We start from the raw sequence: 17,870 nt of genomic DNA, 5'->3' as shown, positions 1-17,870 counted from the left end.
AGTCCAGACAGCGCCTCCGCCTCGGCCTCGGACACGTGCCCATCGGCATAGGCACGCCACATCAGGGCCGCCACCTCGGGCAGCTTCACGCGCGGCGCAGCCTCAACGGCGCGCCGGATTTCGGCAGCGTACATCGTTCACGGTCCCTCACGGGCCGCGGCTAGGGTCCAGGCAAAGCCTTCTCGTTGACGGAAACAGGTTCCGTCTTGACTCCCGAGGGAATCATGTGGCTTGTGAGGGGCATTCGATTGCGGGCCTCACAGCCCCAGGTTTTTCAGCAGCCTCTTCCTTGCCGGGAAGGGGCTGTTGGCTTTTCAGGGTCTATCTCGCGGCTTCGATCTCTCCTGACGCCGGCTCACGACTCGCACGAGTGCGCATCTGCCGGACATGGCATGTCTGCCGGGGGACACGGTTAAGTCAACGCTACGCGTGACTGTCGAGGCTTGAGGTTGAAGGCTGAGCGCGCCGCGGGCACACCCCGGCGATGATCCGGTCCGAACTCGTCCTCCGCCTCGCCGCCCTGAACCCGCACCTCTACGAGAGGGACTGCGAGGCTGTGGTCGATGCCATCCTCGGCCGCATTACGGATGCGTTGGTGACCGGCGATCGGGTCGAGATCCGCGGGTTCGGATCGTTCTCGGTGAAGGATCGGCCAGCGCGGCAGGGGCGTAACCCCAAGACGGGGGCATCGATCACCGTGCCGTGGCTCAGGGGCCGGCTCCAGGGCGGAGGCGGCAAGTTCGTCATGGCTGGCTAACGATCCGTGAACGAAGGCTTGTTCACGTTTGCGACAAGCCCCTTTAGCTTCCGACCCTGACCCAGCACGCGGTGTATATGCATACGGAATAAACAAAATTTGAAGTCTTGCTAATTTACAAACAGACATACTTTGCAGACAGAGCGATTCTCGATCTCGAAGCGTCTGAACCAGGGAGTATAAATTGACCGAGCGCCCCCGCGTTAAAACGCTGAGGCAGAGCACGGCCGAGGTCGAGTCGAAGCGAGCGTACGAGTTCTGGCGCGACACGGCGTTGGCCATGTCCGGCGTCTCCAGCGCCGGGGCCGAGGAACGGCGGTCGTTCGCAGCCAGTCGCCTCGTCGCTGTTACGGCTCACAGCACCTTGCTGCACACCGAGGGCCCGCGGGTCGATGTCGAGCGCACGGCGCGCCATGTCCGCCAAGACGGGCGCGACACCATCACAATCGCCCTGGTCTTGCGCGGTACCCAGTACTTCGAACAAGGGACCCGCGGCGGGCGGTTGGCTCCCGGCGACATCAGCGTCACCGACTCCGGACGCCCGTTCCTGATCGGGGCCTACGAGGATTACGAGGAGATCCGACTTAGCACGACGCGCGCGGCCTTCAGGGCCCATGTTGGCGAACCGGAAGCCTACGCCGGGCGCCTGTTCGGCCACGGCCCCCTCAATGCGCTGTTCGCGACTTACCTGCGGTCCTACGCGGCCTTGGTGCCGGGCATGACGGAGGCCGAGGCCGGCATCGCGGTCGAGGGCACCCTCCACCTGTTCCGGGGTTTGGTGGGCGCTCCCACGGGCGACGTCACAGCAGACGCGCTGAGGTCACTGGCCACGGTGCATATCGAACGCAGCTTACACGATCCGGGGTTCGGTCCCGACGCCCTGCAACGGGCGTTGTGCGTCTCCCGCAGCCGTCTCTACGCAGCCTTTGCCGACGGCGAGGGCGTGGCGGCGGCGATCCGCGACGCGCGCCTCGACCGGGCGCATCGCCAGTTGTCGGCGCCTGCACATGCCAGCGACAGCATCGCGACCATCATGTACCGGTGCGGCTTCACCGACGGGTCGGGCTTCAGCAAAGCCTTCCGTCGGCGCTTCGGAACCGCGCCGCGCGATCTCAGAACCTCGATCACCTGAGGTCGGACGCTTTACAGGAACTGGGGCGGCCACCAACCGTGTCACCGGCCGAGCCAGGACGCCGCGTCGCCGGGGAGGAGGGGCAACACGTCGCGGGAAGGGACGAAGGCTTCTTGAACGACCGCGATGGGCGCAATGTCCAAGGTTCGCTTCCGGCATAAGGCCGACTTCCGCTTGCCACCCTTCTCGGACGCTGCCGCAAGCAGTCATAGGTGTCGGCAAAACGGTTGAACAACCGACAACCAGACAGACAGTGTGAATGTCTTGTTTGGGCGCAAAATTTATTGCTTTGTCCACGCCTCGAGAACTCTCGGCCAGTCATTACGCCACACCCTTGCCAGATAGGCCACGCGGCCCTCCAAGTACGAGGATGCCGCTGAGGACCAAGGCGGAAGTGATCACAGCGAACATAGTATGTGGGCCATCGGCCGCGAGAATGGGCAGCAGAACGATCGGCGCTAGTGCGGCGGAGACTCGGCCGCCCGCCCAGGCGTAGGCGAGCGCCGTGGCCCGCACGGACGTCGGCAAGATTTCCGTCGCGTAGATTACCAGGATGCCGCCATAAGTCGCTGCAGCCGTGTTGAACGCGATGCCGGAAAGAACCAAGGCAGAGAAAGTGCTGCTAGCGGCGAAGACCGTGCCAAGCACCGCCATCGTCCCTGCCAAGGCGACAAGGCAGGTGCGCCGCTCCAGGCGGTCAATGACGAGGGCAGTGAGGGTGGTTCCCAGGGGCGGACCCAAAAGCGATAGGGCCCCGAAGATGAGGGATTGATCTACCCGGAACCCCTTCTGCAGCATCACGACTGAGCTGAGCAGGGGAAACCCCAAGGTCGCCCAAGGGGCGACGGTGTAGAGGGCAATGAATAGGGCTGTCCTGCGCCTCTGCACAGGCGCAGAGTAGGGCGCGTCCAAACCGACCCGCAGAAGGCTCCCTGGCGCCAGGGCGATCTCATTCAAGCTTGCTGACGGCGCGATACGGGCCGCGTACTCGAAGCGTCGGCAGACGTGGTCGGCCTCCACCGTGCGTCCGACCGAAGCGAGCCAGCGTGGCGACTCAGGCATCAGCCCGAACAGCACGGCCCCTAAGACAGCCAGGACGGCACCGAGTCCGAGCACCCAACGCCACGGCTCGACCCCGAGGGGCGGCGCTAGTGCGAGGGCGTAAACGAGACCGATCACGGCGCTCCCACCGAGGGAGCCGAGACCGCTACACACTAACAGCATCGCGCCACGCCTGCGCGGTGGCATCACGTCAGCAAGGTAGGTTGCGGCCAGGGGGGGGAAGCCGCCGATGGCGAAACCCGACACAGCGCGCGCGAGTGTCAGAGAGGCTAAACCGGGGCTCAAGGCAGCAGCCAGCGATCCGGCTGCCATTAAGCCGAGTGAAGCTTGGAGCGCACGCCGACGCCCGAAGCGGTCGCCAAGCATGCCGAAGATGGGCGCGCCCACCGCCCCGCCTACAAAGACTGAGGCGAGGAGCAGGGACAGACTGCCACGCGGCATGTTGTAGGGCGGCGCCGTAAAAATCGCCGCGAAGGCATTGCTCAAGGCAACTTCGGCAAAATCCGTGAAGAGTGCAAAGATGCAGACCGCGAGAATTGCCCCGTGAACGTGCGTGAGTGGTAGGGCGTCGAGCCTTCGCGCGATCACCGACATGGAGCCGGCTGCGGGATTGGCCGGACCGCCGTCTGTCGAGATGACGTCGCCTTGGGCTAGGATCAACGGGATGTCTCCTATACCGAGCCGGCCTACGATCCGGCCCGATGATAGATGGCGATAACCGGATACAAGGCGGTGCGGAAGGCAATTTCCATCAACGCGGTTCTGCGCGTGAAGAGATCATATTTAAGTTTATTTGAAACGAGCGAATAGTAGACATCACTCACGTTTATCGCGGCACCACTGGTGTAACAAGCAGGTTTTTAACGGCGCCGGACGATCTTGAGGAGGGTTTTGACTGAAATTACTTACAGCATATTGTGGAATTAGATGTTTACGTAATGCCTGATCTCGATGAGGATCACTCATCGGGATCAGCCCCCCGCTACGACGGGGCGATGGCCATCCGCAGGAACTCATCAGTTCTTACCTATGAAACTTGGTATATCTACTGGTCAGGTAACATTTCCTGCGTCTTATTAAATCCCAAGCAAGCTTTCAAAATGATTTAAATTATCAGTTTTTCGTTGCTTTTCCAACATGAATGCATATAAGACAGTATTATTACTCAAGTGATTTCTGCAAGTCATCACAGAATGAGCATGAATCACGAGGTTGTCTTTCGTATCAGCCAAGTCGATCGCCAGATTTACTGCCACGTCGATCGCTTGGACACACCAAGCGTCATTCGAAGCGAAGAATTTCAATATGCAGTTCGTTAGACCTGCAGGGCACAACTCAAACGGGGATCCCGAGCGGACTCAAACGTCAGGCTAAAATTTCGAGCACGGAGATGCGAATAATCAGGACGCAGAGGCAAAAATTTTGGACGTAGAGGCAATTGGTGTTTCGCACAACGCGCCGGTAAGTATCTACAATACAGCGCAAGCCGCTTTGCCTCTGACAGCGCCACTAGTCTCCGGCCATACAACTATAAGTTGGTTATTTATTGCAAATTCAACCCGGGTTTGAGTGATGACTGATCTACCACTCTTTTACCAACGTGTAGTTCCTCTCAACCGTGAGAGCCACCGCGACCTTCGTCTCGCTCAACCCTTTGATTTTGGCTTTGCGCGTACCGCTCACATAATCCCGGCGGTCGTCGATGAGTTCGCAGCCGCCTGCCGTCACCTGCCGATCCTGTTCCTATCTGACGGTTCCCTCCCAACTCCGGTGTTCATAGTCGGCTTCCGCCCAGATCATTCCCTGCTCGTCAATGAGACTGGAGCGTGGAAGGGCCGCTACCTGCCCGCCTACCTGCGCCGCTATCCATTCATCGTTGGTCAGATCGCCGACGCTGATCCGATCGTCTGCCTGGACGAGGCGGCAGATGGCCTGGATACAGCCGGAGAAACGCAGAACGGTCTGCCGTTATTCGGTCCGGGGGGCGACGACACCCCCTTACTCACCGAGCGTGTCGAACTCGCGCGCAGCTATGCCGACGCCGCCAAGCGGTCTGCCGCGTTCGGCCAAACCCTGCACGAACTCAACCTTCTGCGTCCAGTGACCATCCAGGGTCGAGATGCGGCGACGGGCGAAACTTATACCCTGAACGGTGCTCTCGGCATCGACGAGGCGGCGCTTGCCGAACTCCCGGATGCGGCCTTTGCTCGCCTGCGGCACGAAGGATGGCTTGCAGCCGTCTACGCTCACCTCGTCAGCCTGCAGACGATCTCGGATTTCACCGCCACCTATGCCGTGAATGCTGCTGCCGGAATGGACGCGAACGACGGCGAAACCGCTCCGCAGGTTCACTGACGCGACAGACGGCAAACCGCCGCCTCGAAAGATCGCCGTCTGCATCGTTACATGCGGACGGCGATTCGCATCCCATCGAGATCCCGAACGCATACGCTTGGCCCTCGAAGTTCTGCTTGAACGCGGCATTAGGGCGGGAAGGTGTGATGCGGCCACATCAGCTCAGGATACGATCATGCCCACTCTCGATTGATGAGTGACGCACGGCAATTCGCCCAGTCGACACGTACGACATCGATCGCTGCTGCCACGTCCGTAGCAGTCGGACTGGCTGGCGATCCGCTCGACCGTTTGCGAGCCCGTGCCCCCGGTCCGCACAAAAGCTTGTCTGAGCGTCCCAAAATTTGGATCCGGTGTCTGGAATGATCACCGTCCTGTTATGAGCGTCAGGTCGTGAACAGACTCAGGCATAGATTTGGACTACCTTGCCATCAGGTAGTCTTTTTGTATCAGTTCATACTAAATCACTCAGTAAAAAATGCTGATAGTTCGTCAGCCTGAGATGCAGGCCCGGGCTTCTCGGCATAATTCTCGATTGGTGCTTAAGTATAAGCCTTGATTTCGCCTTTACCGCAAGACGAGGCCGTTCAGGAGCTTACGATAAAACAGACGGCGTGAAGGTGAAGTTGGATGGCCGATAACAACACTCGCGATCTGGCTGGCGTCTCTCAGACGGTCGATCCGCTCGACGGCTCGGGCACCGTGACCAACAGTGGCGGCACGGCCGCCACGCTGACCACGGGTGGGTCTGGTGCCTCGACGACCTTCTCCGGGATCATCCAGGACGGCAGCGCCGCCACGGCGCTCGCCAAGGTCGGCACCGGCACGCTGACGCTGACCGGCGCCAACACCTACTCAGGCGGCACCACGATCGCGGCGGGTACGCTGCAGGTCGCCACCGGCGGCACCCTTGGCACCGGCGCGGTCGGCGACAACGCGCAGCTCGTCCTGAACCGGGCGGGCAACACCACCTTCGCCAACGCCGTCTCGGGCACGGGGTCGATCACCGTGCAGGGTGTCGGCACCGGCAGCACCGCGACACTATCTGGCGCGCTGACCCAGACCGGCGGCCTCAGCGTGGCCGACGCTTCGGCCGTGACCCTGACCTCGACCGGCAGCTACGCCCCCGGCTCCGCCAACGGCATCACCCTCAATGGCGGCCTCTTCACCAACCTCGGCACCGTCTCGGTGTCGACCGGGGCGACCGCGCTCAGCGCCAGCGTCGGCGCGCTCAACCTCGACAATTCCGGCACCGTGACCGGCCTGGTCCGCCCGACCGGCACCGGGCTGTCGCTAATCAACCGCGCAGGCGCGAGCGTGTCGAGCCCCACGGGCGACCTCGTCAGCCTCAACAGCGGTTCCGTGTCGATCGTTAACGCGGGCACGATCCAGGCCGTCGCCACCACGGCGATCCGACTTGGGGGCACCAGCACCGGCACGATCACCAACGCGGGGACCGGAATCCTGCGCGGCGGAAACTCCGCGAGTTCGCAGGGCATCTACGACAACGCTGTCCAGTTCTCCGGAACGTCGGGGACATTCAACAACTACGGCTCGGCAACCAGCGACCGCGGCGCTGCCGCGTTCAGCGGCGGCAACGGGACGTCGGCGATCAACCTGTTCGCGGGCTCGACCATCGGCGCCATCCAGGGCGGCAACGGCAACGACACGCTGTCGCTCTACACTGGCACCGGCAGCGGCAATCTCGGCGTCACCTACGACATCACGGCCGGCACTCCTGCGTCCGGCACGACCAGCGACGCGACCCATGTCCGGCTGCAGGTGGCGGGCACGCTCGCCCAGGCGGTCACCGGCACGATCGACCTCGGCGGCGGCACCAACACCCTGACCCTGCGCGGGGCGGGCGACGGCGGTACGGTCAACGGCGCGGCGGGCGTGCTGGCTGCCGGCGTCGCCAACGTGTCCACCCTGCTCAAGCAGGATTCCGGAACCTGGATCGTCGCCGGCGATTACGCGCCGGCCAACGGCACGACGATCTCTGCCGGCACGCTCCAGGTCGGCAACGGCGGCACCGCCGGCTCGCTCGGTGGCAGCATCGTCGACAACGCGACGCTGGCGTTCAACCGCTCGGACGCGGTCGCCGTCGCCGGCACTATCTCCGGCACCGGCGGGCTCACGCAGGCCGGCACCGGCACGACGACGCTGACCGGCGCCAACACCTACACCGGCGCAACCACGATCACGGCCGGCACGCTGCGGGGCGGCGTTGCCAACAGCCTCGGCACCGGCAGCGCCGTCTCGGTCGGTACCGGTGCCACCCTCGACCTCGGCGGCTTCTCGCAGACTGTCGCCTCACTCTCTGGCGCCGGCACAGTGACCAACGGCGGCGGCACGGGCGCGACGTTGACCACGGGCGGCCTGAACGCCACGACGACCTTCTCGGGAACCATCCAGGACGGCAGCGCCGCCGGCACGACGGCGCTGGCCAAGCTCGGCACCGGCTTGTTCACGCTGTCGGGCGCCAACACCTACACCGGCGGCACGACGATCTCGGCCGGCACGCTGCAGATCGGTGCCGGCGGCACGACCGGCTCGCTCGTCGGCAACGTCGTCGACAACGGCACGCTGACGTTCAACCGCTCCGACGCGATCACCTTCGGAGGCGTCGTCTCCGGCAGCGGCACCCTTAACAAATCTGGCACCGGCACGCTGACGCTCACCGCCGCCAACACCTACACCGGCACCACGTTCCTGGCGGCGGGCACCCTGGCGGTCTCGACCGACGCCAACTTCGGCGCCGGCGGGACGCTCCTCATCAGCGGCGGCACCCTCGAAGCCACGGCCGGGTTCACAAGCGCCCGCTATGTGACGCTGACCGGCACCGGCACGATCCAGGTCGATGCCGGACCGTTGACCCTGACGGGTCAGATGGCCGGGCCCGGAAGCCTCGCCAAGACCGGGGCCGGCACGCTGACGCTCGGCGCCGGCACCTACACCGGCGCGACCACGATCTTGGCCGGTACGCTGCGGGGCGGCACCACCAACAGCTTCGGCGGGAACAGCGCCGTCTCGGTCGGGACGGGCGCGACCCTCGACCTCGGCGGCTTCTCGCAGACGATCGGATCGCTCGCCGGCGCCGGCAGCGTGACCAACAGCGGGAGCGCGGGTGCGACGCTGACCGCCGGCACCCTGAACACCGCGACGACCTTCTCCGGGATCATCCGGGACGGCAGCGCCGCCGGCACGATTGCGCTGAGCCAAGCCGGCACCGGCACGCTGACGCTGTCGGGCGCCAACACCTATACCGGAAACACCACGATCACCGCAGGCACGATCAAGGCCGGCACCACGAACGCTCTGGGCACCCTGAGCAACCTCTATTTCGTGAACAATCCCACGTCCGCGCGCGGGACGCTCGATCTCGGCGGATTCAACCAGAACATCGGTTTCATCTACGGCAACCGGACCGACAGTCGCGACATCATAACCAACAATTCGACGACGGCGGCGACGGTGTCGATCAACGTCGGCACCGGCCAGCGCGGCGCTTTCTACGGCGTGATCCAGGACGGCGCCGGCAGGGTCGCGGTCACCGTAAGCGGGAGCGGCATCCAGGAGATCAGCGGCAACAACACCTACACCGGTGGCACGACGATCTCGGGCGCCACGCTGCTGATCGGCAACAATTACTTGACGTCTCGCGCCACGGCCGGCTCGATCGTCGGGGATATCGTCAACAACGGCACGCTGAGCTTTGCCAGCACTGTTTCATCCACAGCCGCAAACACCATCTCCGGCACCGGCAACGTCAACAGGCTCGGCAGCGGCACGCTGACGCTCACCGGGACCAACACCTATGCCGGCGGCACCACGCTGGCGGGAGGCACCCTGGCGGTCGCCTCCGACGCCAACCTCGGCGCCGCGGCGGGGGGCCTCACCTTCACCGGCGGCACGCTCGAAGCCACGGCCGGGTTCACCAGCGCCCGCAGCGTGACGCTCAATACCGCCGGCACGATCCAGGTGGATGCCGGCACGCTGACGCTGTCGGGCACCGTCGCGAACGGGTCGGGCGGGGCCGGCAGCCTCGCCAAGACCGGGGCCGGCACGCTGACGCTTGCGGGCGCCAACACCTACACCGGTGCGACCACGATCACGGCCGGTACGCTGCAGAGCGGCGCCACCAACAGCCTCGGCACCCTCAGCGCCGTCTCGGTCGGCACGGGCGCGACCCTCGACCTCGGCGGCTTCTCGCAGACGACCGGCTCGCTCTCCGGCGCCGGCACCGTGACCAACGGCGGCGGCGTGGCCTCGACGCTGACCACGGGCGGCCTGAACGCCGCCACGACCTTCTCCGGGATCATCCAGGACGGCAGCGCCGCCGGCACCACCGCCCTGACCCAGTCCGGCACCGGCGCGCTGACGCTGTCGGGCGCCAACACCTACACCGGCGGCACGACGATCTCGGCCGGCACGCTGCAGATCGGTGCCGGCGGCACGACCGGCTCGATCGTCGGCAACGTCGTCGACAACGGCACGCTGGCGTTCACCCGCTCCGACGCGATCACCTTCGCCGGCACCGTTTCCGGCACCGGCAACGTCACCAAGTCGGGCGCCGGCACGCTGACGCTGTCGGGCACCAACACCTATGCCGGCGGCACGACGGTGGCGGGGGGCACCCTGGCGGTCTCCGCGGACGCCAACCTCGGCGCCGCGGCAGGCGGCCTCGCCCTCAACGGCAGCACGCTCCAAGCCACGGCAGGGTTCACCAGCGCCCGCGCCGTGACGCTCACCACCGCCGCCACGATCCAGGTGGACGGAACCGGCACGCTGACGCTGTCGGGAACCGTCGCGGACGGAACGGCCGTGGGGGCCATCCTGACCAAGACCGGGGCCGGCACGCTGACGCTGTCGGGTGCCAACACCTACATAGCCCAGACCACGATCTCGGCCGGTACGCTCGAGGTGCAGGGCGGTGCGGCGCTCCGCGACTTCGCTCCCGTAGTCTTCAACAATGGAACAAACACCGCGGCAGCCCTTCGCGTGACCGGGTCCGAGACCATCGGCGGGCTCAGCGGCGGCAATGCCAACACCAGCGTGACGATCGCCTCGGGCCAGACCCTGACCACGAACCCGGTCGTGTCGCGCGGATTCGCCGGCATCATCTCCGGCGCCGGCGCGTTCGAGAAGGCCGGCACCAGCACCCAGATTCTGAGCGGCGCCAACACCTACACCGGCGGCACGACGATCTCGGCCGGCACGCTGCAGATCGGTGCCGGCGGCACGACCGGCTCGATCGTCGGCGACGTCGTGAACAACGGCGTGCTGGCGTTCAGCTCCGGGACCGCCACCACCTTCGCCGGAAACATCTCCGGCACGGGCAAGCTGAACAAGACCTCCACCTCGGCGCCGCTGATCCTGACCGGCACCAACACCTACACCGGCGGCACGACGATCTCGACCGGCACGCTGCAGATCGGCACCGGCGGCACGACCGGCTCGATCGTCGGCGATGTCGCCCTCAGCGCCAGTACCAGTACGCTGGCGTTCAACCGCGGGGACGCGATCACCTTCGCCGGCGGCGTCTCCGGCGCCGGCTTGCTCCGGCAGAGCGGCAGCGGCACCCTGACGTTGACCGGCACCAACACCTATTCCGGCGGCACGACGGTCTCGCTGGGCACCCTGGCGGTCTCCACCGATGCCAACCTCGGCGCCGCGACGGGCAGCATCGCGTTCGTCGGCGGCACGCTCGAAGCCACGGCCGGGTTCACCAGCGCCCGCGCCGTGACGGTCGACGCGACGGGCGGCACGATCCAGGTGGATGCCGGGACGCTGACCCTGACGGGCGTCGTCGCGGATCGGTCTGGCAATGCCGGCCGCCTCTTCAAGACCGGGGCCGGCACGCTGGCGCTGACCGGCACCAACACCTACTCCAACGGCACGACGCTGTCGGCGGGCACCCTGGCCGTCTCCATGGACGCCAACCTCGGCGCCGCGGCGGGCGGCCTGACGTTCTCCGGCGGCACGCTCGAAGCCACGGCCGGGTTCACCAGCGCCCGCGGCGTGCAGCTCAACACCGCCGGCACGATCCAGGTCGATGCCGGCACGCTGACGCTGTCGGGCACCGTCGCGAACGGGTCGGGCGGGGCCGGCAGCCTCGCCAAGACCGGGGCCGGCACGCTGACGCTTGCGGGCGCCAACACCTACACCGGTGCGACCACGATCTCGGCCGGCACGCTGCGGATCGGTTCCGGCACCGCCCTCGGCGCCGGCAGCGCCGTCTCGGTCGGCTCAGGCGCGACCCTCGACCTCGGCGGCTTCGCGCAGACGACCGGCTCGCTCTCCGGCGCCGGCACCGTGACCAACGGCGGCGGCGCGGGCGCGACGCTGACCACGGGCGGCCTGAACGCCGCCACGACCTTCTCCGGGATCATCCGGGACGGCAGCGCCGCCGGCACGACCGCTCTGGCCAAGCTCGGCACCGGCACGCTGACGCTTTCGGGCGCCAACACCTACACCGGCGGCACGACGATCTCGGCCGGCACGCTGCAGATCGGTGCCGGCGGTACGACCGGTTCGATCGTTGGCGATGTCGTGGACAACGGCACGCTGGCGTTCAATCGCTCGGACGCGACCAGCTTCGCCGGTACCGTCTCAGGCACCGGCAACCTTATCAAGTCTGGCGCCGGCGCGCTGACACTATCGGGCACCAACACCTACACTGGCGGCACAACCATTTCGTCTGGCACGCTGCAGGTCGGCGCTGGCGGTACGACCGGTTCGATCGTTGGCGATGTCGTGGACAACGGCACGCTGGCGTTCGATCGCTCGGATGCGACCACCTTTGCTGGAATCGTCTCCGGTAGCGGTGGGCTCACGCAGTCTGGCACCGGCACGCTGACGCTGTCGGGCGCCAGCACCTACACCGGCGCGACCACGATCTCGGCGGGTACGCTCAAGGGCGGTGCCAGCAACAGCTTCAGCGCGGGCAGCGCCGTTTCGGTCGGTACGGGCGCTAGCCTCGATCTCGGCGGCTTCTCCGAGGCGATCGGCTCGCTGGCTGGCGCGGGCACCGTGACCAACAGCAGCGGTACGGCCGCGACGCTGACCACGGGTGGTCTGAACGCTTCGCCGACCTTCTCCGGGATCATCCAGGATGGCAGCGCCACCGGTACGACGGCCCTGACCAAGATCGGCACAGGCACGCTGACGCTGTTGGGCGCCAATACCTACACCGGCGGTACGACCATCTCGACGGGTACGCTACAGGTCGGCGCCGGTGGCACGACCGGCTCGATCGTTGGCGATGTCGTGGACAACGGCACGCTGGCGTTCAACCGCTCGGATGCGACCACCTTCGCCGGCGCCGTCTCCGGCAGTGGCGGGCTCACACAGTCCGGCACTGGCACGCTGATCCTGTCCGGCGCCAACACCTACACCGGCGCGACCACGATCTCGGCCGGTACGCTCGAGCTGCAGGGTGGCGCAGCGATCGCCGACACCGGCACCGTGACCTTTACCAACGCCGCAGGCACTGCGGCAGTGTTTCGAGTGACCACGTCCGAGATCATCGGCGCGCTCACCGGCGGTAATGCCAGTAGCAGCGTGGCGATCGCTTCGGGCCAGACCCTGATCACGAGCGCGAGTGGATCGGGCAGCTTTGCCGGTATCGTCTCCGGCAGCGGCGGGCTCACGCAGTCCAGCACCGGCACGCAGACCCTGTCGGGCACTAACATCTACACCGGAGGTACGACGCTGGCGGCCGGTACTCTAGCGGTCTCCTCTGACGCCAACCTCGGCGCCGCGGCGGGCGGCCTTACCTTCACCGGCGGCACATTCGAAGCGATATCTGGGTTCACCAGTGCCCGCGGCGTGACGCTCGATACCGCCGGTATTATCCAGGTGGATACCGGCACGTTGACCCTAACAGGGACGGTTGCCGACGGGGCGAACGGAGCTGGCAGCCTTTCCAAGGCGGGCACTGGCACGCTGACGCTGTCGGGTACCAACACCTACACCGGCGCGACCACGATCTCGGCGGGTACGCTCAAGGGCGGTGCCAGCAACAGCTTCAGCGCAGGTAGCGCCGTTTCGGTCGGTACAGGCGCTAGCCTCGATCTCGGCGGCTTCTCCGAGGCGATCGGCTCGCTGGCTGGCGCGGGTACCGTGACTAACAGCAGCGGTACGGCCGCGACGCTGACCACGGGTGGTCTGAACGCTTCGCCGACCTTCTCCGGGATCATCCAGGATGGCAGCGCCACCGGCACGACGGCCCTGACTAAGATCGGTACCGGCACGCTGATGCTGTTGGGCGCCAACACCTTCACCGGCGGCACGACCATCTCGGCCGGCACGCTGCAGATCGGTGCCGGCGGGATGACCGGCTCGATCGTCGGCGATGTCGTGGACAACGGCACGCTGGCGTTCAACCGTTCGGATGCGACCACCTTCGCCGGCGCCGTCTCCGGCAGTGGCGGGCTCACGCAGTCCGGCGCCGGCACGCTGACGCTGTCGGGCGCCAACACCTACACCGGCGGCACGACTATTTCGTCTGGCACGCTACAGGTCGGCGCCGGCGGTACGACCGGTTCGATCGTCGGCGATGTCGTGGACAACGGCACGCTGGCGTTCAAGCGTTCGGATGCGACTACCTTTGCCGGCATTGTCTCCGGCAGCGGCGGGCTCACGCAAGCGGGCATCGGCACGCTGACGCTCATGGGCGCCAACACCTACGCTGGTAGCACGACGCTGGAGGCCGGCACTCTGGCGGTCTCCTCTGACGCCAACCTCGGCGCGGCGGCGGGCGGGCTCGTCTTCACCGGCGGCACGCTCGAAGCTAAGACCGGGTTCACTAGCTCCCGCGGCGTGACGCTGGGCACTACCGGTACCATCCAGGTGGATGCCGGTACGCTGACCCTGACGGGTACGGTTGCCGACGGAACAAGTGGAGCCGGTAGCCTTGCCAAGACCGGCACGGGGACGCTGACGCTGACCGGCAGCAACACCTACACCGGCGGTACGATCATCTCGGCCGGTAAGCTGCAGATTGGCGACGGTACGACCTCGGGCACGATCACCGGTGACGTGACCAATCTCGGAACCCTAACCTTCAACGAGGCTGCTTCGACGATCTTTTCCGGCAACGTCACAGGCGCGAGCACCGCCTCGAACGCTGGCACGATCAGCGTGATCAGCGGCGCTGCGACGCCGTTGACCTTCACCGGGACCCTTTCCGGCCTCCAGGGCCTTTCGCTCGACAACAATGCCTCCGTCATTCTGTCGAAGACGAGTCAGCTTCTCAACAGCAGCACCGGTATCGGGACGGGGCCGTCCAACAACGTGGCGATCTACGCTCAGGGTGCGGCCACCACGCTGACCAACCAAGGGTCGATCACCGCGTCCGGCTCGGACGGCGTCCAGATCAACGGTGGCAGCTTCGTCAACGATGGCACCCTTACGACGTCGTCGATCGGTGCCGGCTGGCACACGCTCTATGCCCGCAACGGCGGCACCGTGACCAACACGGGTTCGATCGGTGGCACCGCGGCCTATGGCGTGTACTTCGACAACTATCCCGCCAACGGGGCCGGCTTTACGCTGACGGGAAATGGCTCGATTACCTCCTCGGCCGTCGCCGTCATGGCGACCGGCACCGGCGGTGACATCGTCCTCGGCACCGCCGGGATGAGCGCGCTCGGCAACATCCTGGCGGACCGGTCCGGCATCGTGGCCTCGAATACCGGGACCGGCGCAATCGGCATCAGCACGGGTGGCACGGTCGCCAACCGCTATACCTACACCACCGGCCCCATCATCTCGGCCACGCAGACCGACACGGGTACGATCACCATCCAGACCGGGGGGGCGGTGACGAACCTCGGGCATGGCGATGCCATCGACGCGGTGGGCGGCAGCGGCGCCATCACCATCACTACCAAGGCCAACGTCAGCGCAGCCGACGGCCGCGGCATCGCCGTCACCGGCACGTCAGCCTCCAACACGGTAACCAACACCGGAGCCGTCGCGGGCACCGTCGGCCTTGCGGTCAACGGCGGCACCACCACCCTGTCGAACACCGGCACGATCGCTACGACGGCGGCCGGTGGCAACGCCATCCAGATCGATGCCGGGACGCTGGTCATCACCGATGCCGGCACGCTCACAGGTGCGATTACCGACAACGGCGTGCTGCGATTTGCCAGCACGAGTACCATCGCGCTGGGCAACGCCATCACCGGTTCCGGTTCGCTCATTCAGGCTGGCACAGGTACGCTGACGCTGTCGGGCACCAACACCTATACCGGCGGCACCACCGTCAGTGACGGCACGTTAAAGGCCGGCACCGTCAACGCCTTCGGCACAAACGGTTCCGTCACCTTGCAGTCCAACTCGGCTTCGGCTCCGGCGACGCTCGATCTCAATGGCTTCAGCCAGAGCGTTGGCGCTCTAAACACGACCTACCCGACCGGCGGCAACATCGTCACCAACGGCAGTACGGCGGCGGCGGTACTGTCGGTCGGTGACGGTGGCGGCACCAGCACCTTTTCAGGCGCGATCCAGGACGGCAGCGCCGGCGGTACGATCGCCCTGACCAAGGGCGGCATCGGTACGCTGACGCTGTCGGGTGCCAACACCTACACCGGCGGCACTGATCTCAAGGCCGGTACGCTCGAACTGAACCACGCCACCGTCGGGAGCTTCGGCTCGATCTCCTCGGCGGCGGCCGGCCTCGGCGACATCCGCTTCGCCACGGGCGCTCAGACGCTGCGCATCGATCTCGTGGCACTCGGCTCCGACCACGGCTTCGCCAACCAGATCGTCAACTTCGGCAGCGACGGCGACGTGATCGACCTGCGTGGCATCGGCTCCACGACCGCAGCGTTCGACTACGCCGGTAACGCGCTGACGCTGAGCGACGTGAACGGGGTTCGCGCAGTGCTGCACCTTACCGGTTCCTATGCGGGGAACCTGTTCACCGCCTCCGCCGACGGCGCTGGTGGCACGCAGGTCGGCGTGCGTGCGCTGGTTCTGTCGGGAGTGTTATCGATCGACTCCGGCACCGCCGGTGACACCATCACCAACGATCCGACGATCGTCGGCACGACCGACGCTGGCGCCATCGTGACCGTCACGGATACCGCCGGCCGGACTGTCGGCAGCGCCACCGTGGACGCGGCGGGCCATTACACGATTACCCCGACGGGCCTCGCCGACGGACCCATCTCGCTCGCCGTCACCGAAACACTCGCTGGCACGAGCAAGACTGCCACGATCGGTTTCACCCTCGACACCGCGGCTCCGACCGCCAGCAGCACCGCGACCAGTGCATCCGCTACAGTGGCGAGCACGAGCTATGCGGTGCACGTCTCCGAAGCGGTCACCGGGGTGGACGCGGCCGACTTCGTCCTGACGCCGACCGGCACCGCCACGGGCACCATCACCACCGTCACCGGCTCGGGCCAGGACTATGTCGTCACCGTCGGCGGGATTACCGGCACCGGCTCGCTCGCTCTGGCTCTCGCTGCCAGCCCAACCATCACAGACGTGGCTGGCAACACGCTGCTGGCCACTGTTGGCCTGACCGGCTCGACCGCCCACGCCGTCGATCGTGACACTCCGAGCGTGACCGGGATCGTGCCGACCGTCACTGGCCCGACCAAAGCCACGACGCTGACCCAGACGGTCACCTTCTCGGAGGCGGTCACCGGCGTCGACGCCAGCGACTTCATCGTCACCTCCCTCAGCGGCACGGCGAGCGCCGACGTCGCTTCGGTGACCTCTGTCGGCAATGACGGCACCACCTACACCGTCGTGCTCGATCGGGTTGCAGGCGACGGCGCGATCCGCCTTGATCTCAACGGCCGCGGCATCGACGACCTCGCGGGCAACACGATCTCGATTGCCTCCATCGTCGGCGGCAGCACCATCATCGACAATACGGCACCGGTTGTGACGGCGTCTGCCCCGGCGACGATCGAGGCGACCTCGTCGGCCGGCGCCAAGGTGACCCTGACGGGGACGGCGACCGACACGGTCGACGGCACCGATGCGGTGGTGTTCACCGAGGGCGGCAAGACCGTCACCGCGGACACGGTGTTCGGGCTGGGTCAGCACACGGTTCTCGCCACGGCGACGGATGCGGCCAAGAACGTCGGGACGCAGAGCCTGACGTTCACGGTGGTCGATACGACCAAGCCGGTGGTGACGGCGTCTGCGCCGGCGACGGTGGAGGCGACCTCGTCGGCCGGTGCCAAGGTGGCGCTGGTGGGCTCGGCGACCGACACGGTCGACGGCACCGATGCGGTGGTGTTCACCGAGGGCGGCAAGACCGTCACCGCGGACACGGTGTTCGGGCTGGGCTCGCACACGGTTCTCGCGACGGCGACGGATGCAGCCAAGAACGTCGGGACGCAGAGCCTGACGTTCACGGTGGTCGACACGACCAAGCCGGTGGTGACGGCGTCGGCGCCGGCAACGATCGAGGCGACCTCGTCGACCGGCGCCAAAGTGACCCTGACGGGGACGGCGACCGACACGGTCGACGGCACCGATGCGGTGGTGTTCACCGAAGGCGGCAAGACCGTCACCGCGGACACGGTGTTCGGG

Annotated in this window: 4 protein-coding genes and 1 pseudogene; 4 read left to right on the top strand and 1 reads right to left on the bottom strand. The window is 66.3% G+C overall.

The features are described 5' to 3' along the window. Nucleotides 1–484 precede the first annotated feature (484 nt). Together MFF13_RS06320 and MFF13_RS06315 are read left to right on the top strand one after the other, a co-directional pair. A pseudogene (locus MFF13_RS06320) lies at nucleotides 485–700 on the top strand (HU family DNA-binding protein); the annotation flags it as partial. A gap of 241 nt (nucleotides 701–941) precedes the next feature. Further along, the gene (locus MFF13_RS06315) at nucleotides 942–1,889 is read left to right on the top strand and encodes a helix-turn-helix domain-containing protein (RefSeq protein ID WP_238271416.1); all 948 of its coding nucleotides are present in this window, start codon (nucleotides 942–944) and stop codon (nucleotides 1,887–1,889) included. Between the two features lie 321 nt (nucleotides 1,890–2,210). Here the strand turns inward: MFF13_RS06315 and MFF13_RS06310 are convergent, their stop codons facing one another. Then, nucleotides 2,211–3,611, bottom strand: a complete 1,401-nt coding sequence (locus tag MFF13_RS06310; RefSeq protein WP_238271414.1) for an MFS transporter — start codon at nucleotides 3,609–3,611, stop codon at nucleotides 2,211–2,213. Nucleotides 3,612–4,523: 912 nt separating this feature from the next. On the opposite strand from MFF13_RS06310, the gene MFF13_RS06305 reads away from it, so the two are divergent. Further along, the gene (locus tag MFF13_RS06305) at nucleotides 4,524–5,306 is read left to right on the top strand and encodes a SapC family protein (RefSeq protein WP_238271413.1); all 783 of its coding nucleotides are present in this window, start codon (nucleotides 4,524–4,526) and stop codon (nucleotides 5,304–5,306) included. 630 nt (nucleotides 5,307–5,936) lie between these two features. Beyond that, the coding region (locus MFF13_RS06290) for a beta strand repeat-containing protein (RefSeq protein WP_283205811.1) at nucleotides 5,937–17,870 on the top strand (11,934 nt) is incomplete at its 3' end.

Origin of the sequence: Methylobacterium cerastii (assembly GCF_022179125.1) — a bacterium.
Lineage (GTDB): Bacteria > Pseudomonadota > Alphaproteobacteria > Rhizobiales > Beijerinckiaceae > Methylobacterium > Methylobacterium cerastii.
Note: the sequence above shows the minus strand (reverse complement) of the source record. Positions and strands in the feature narration are given on the sequence as shown.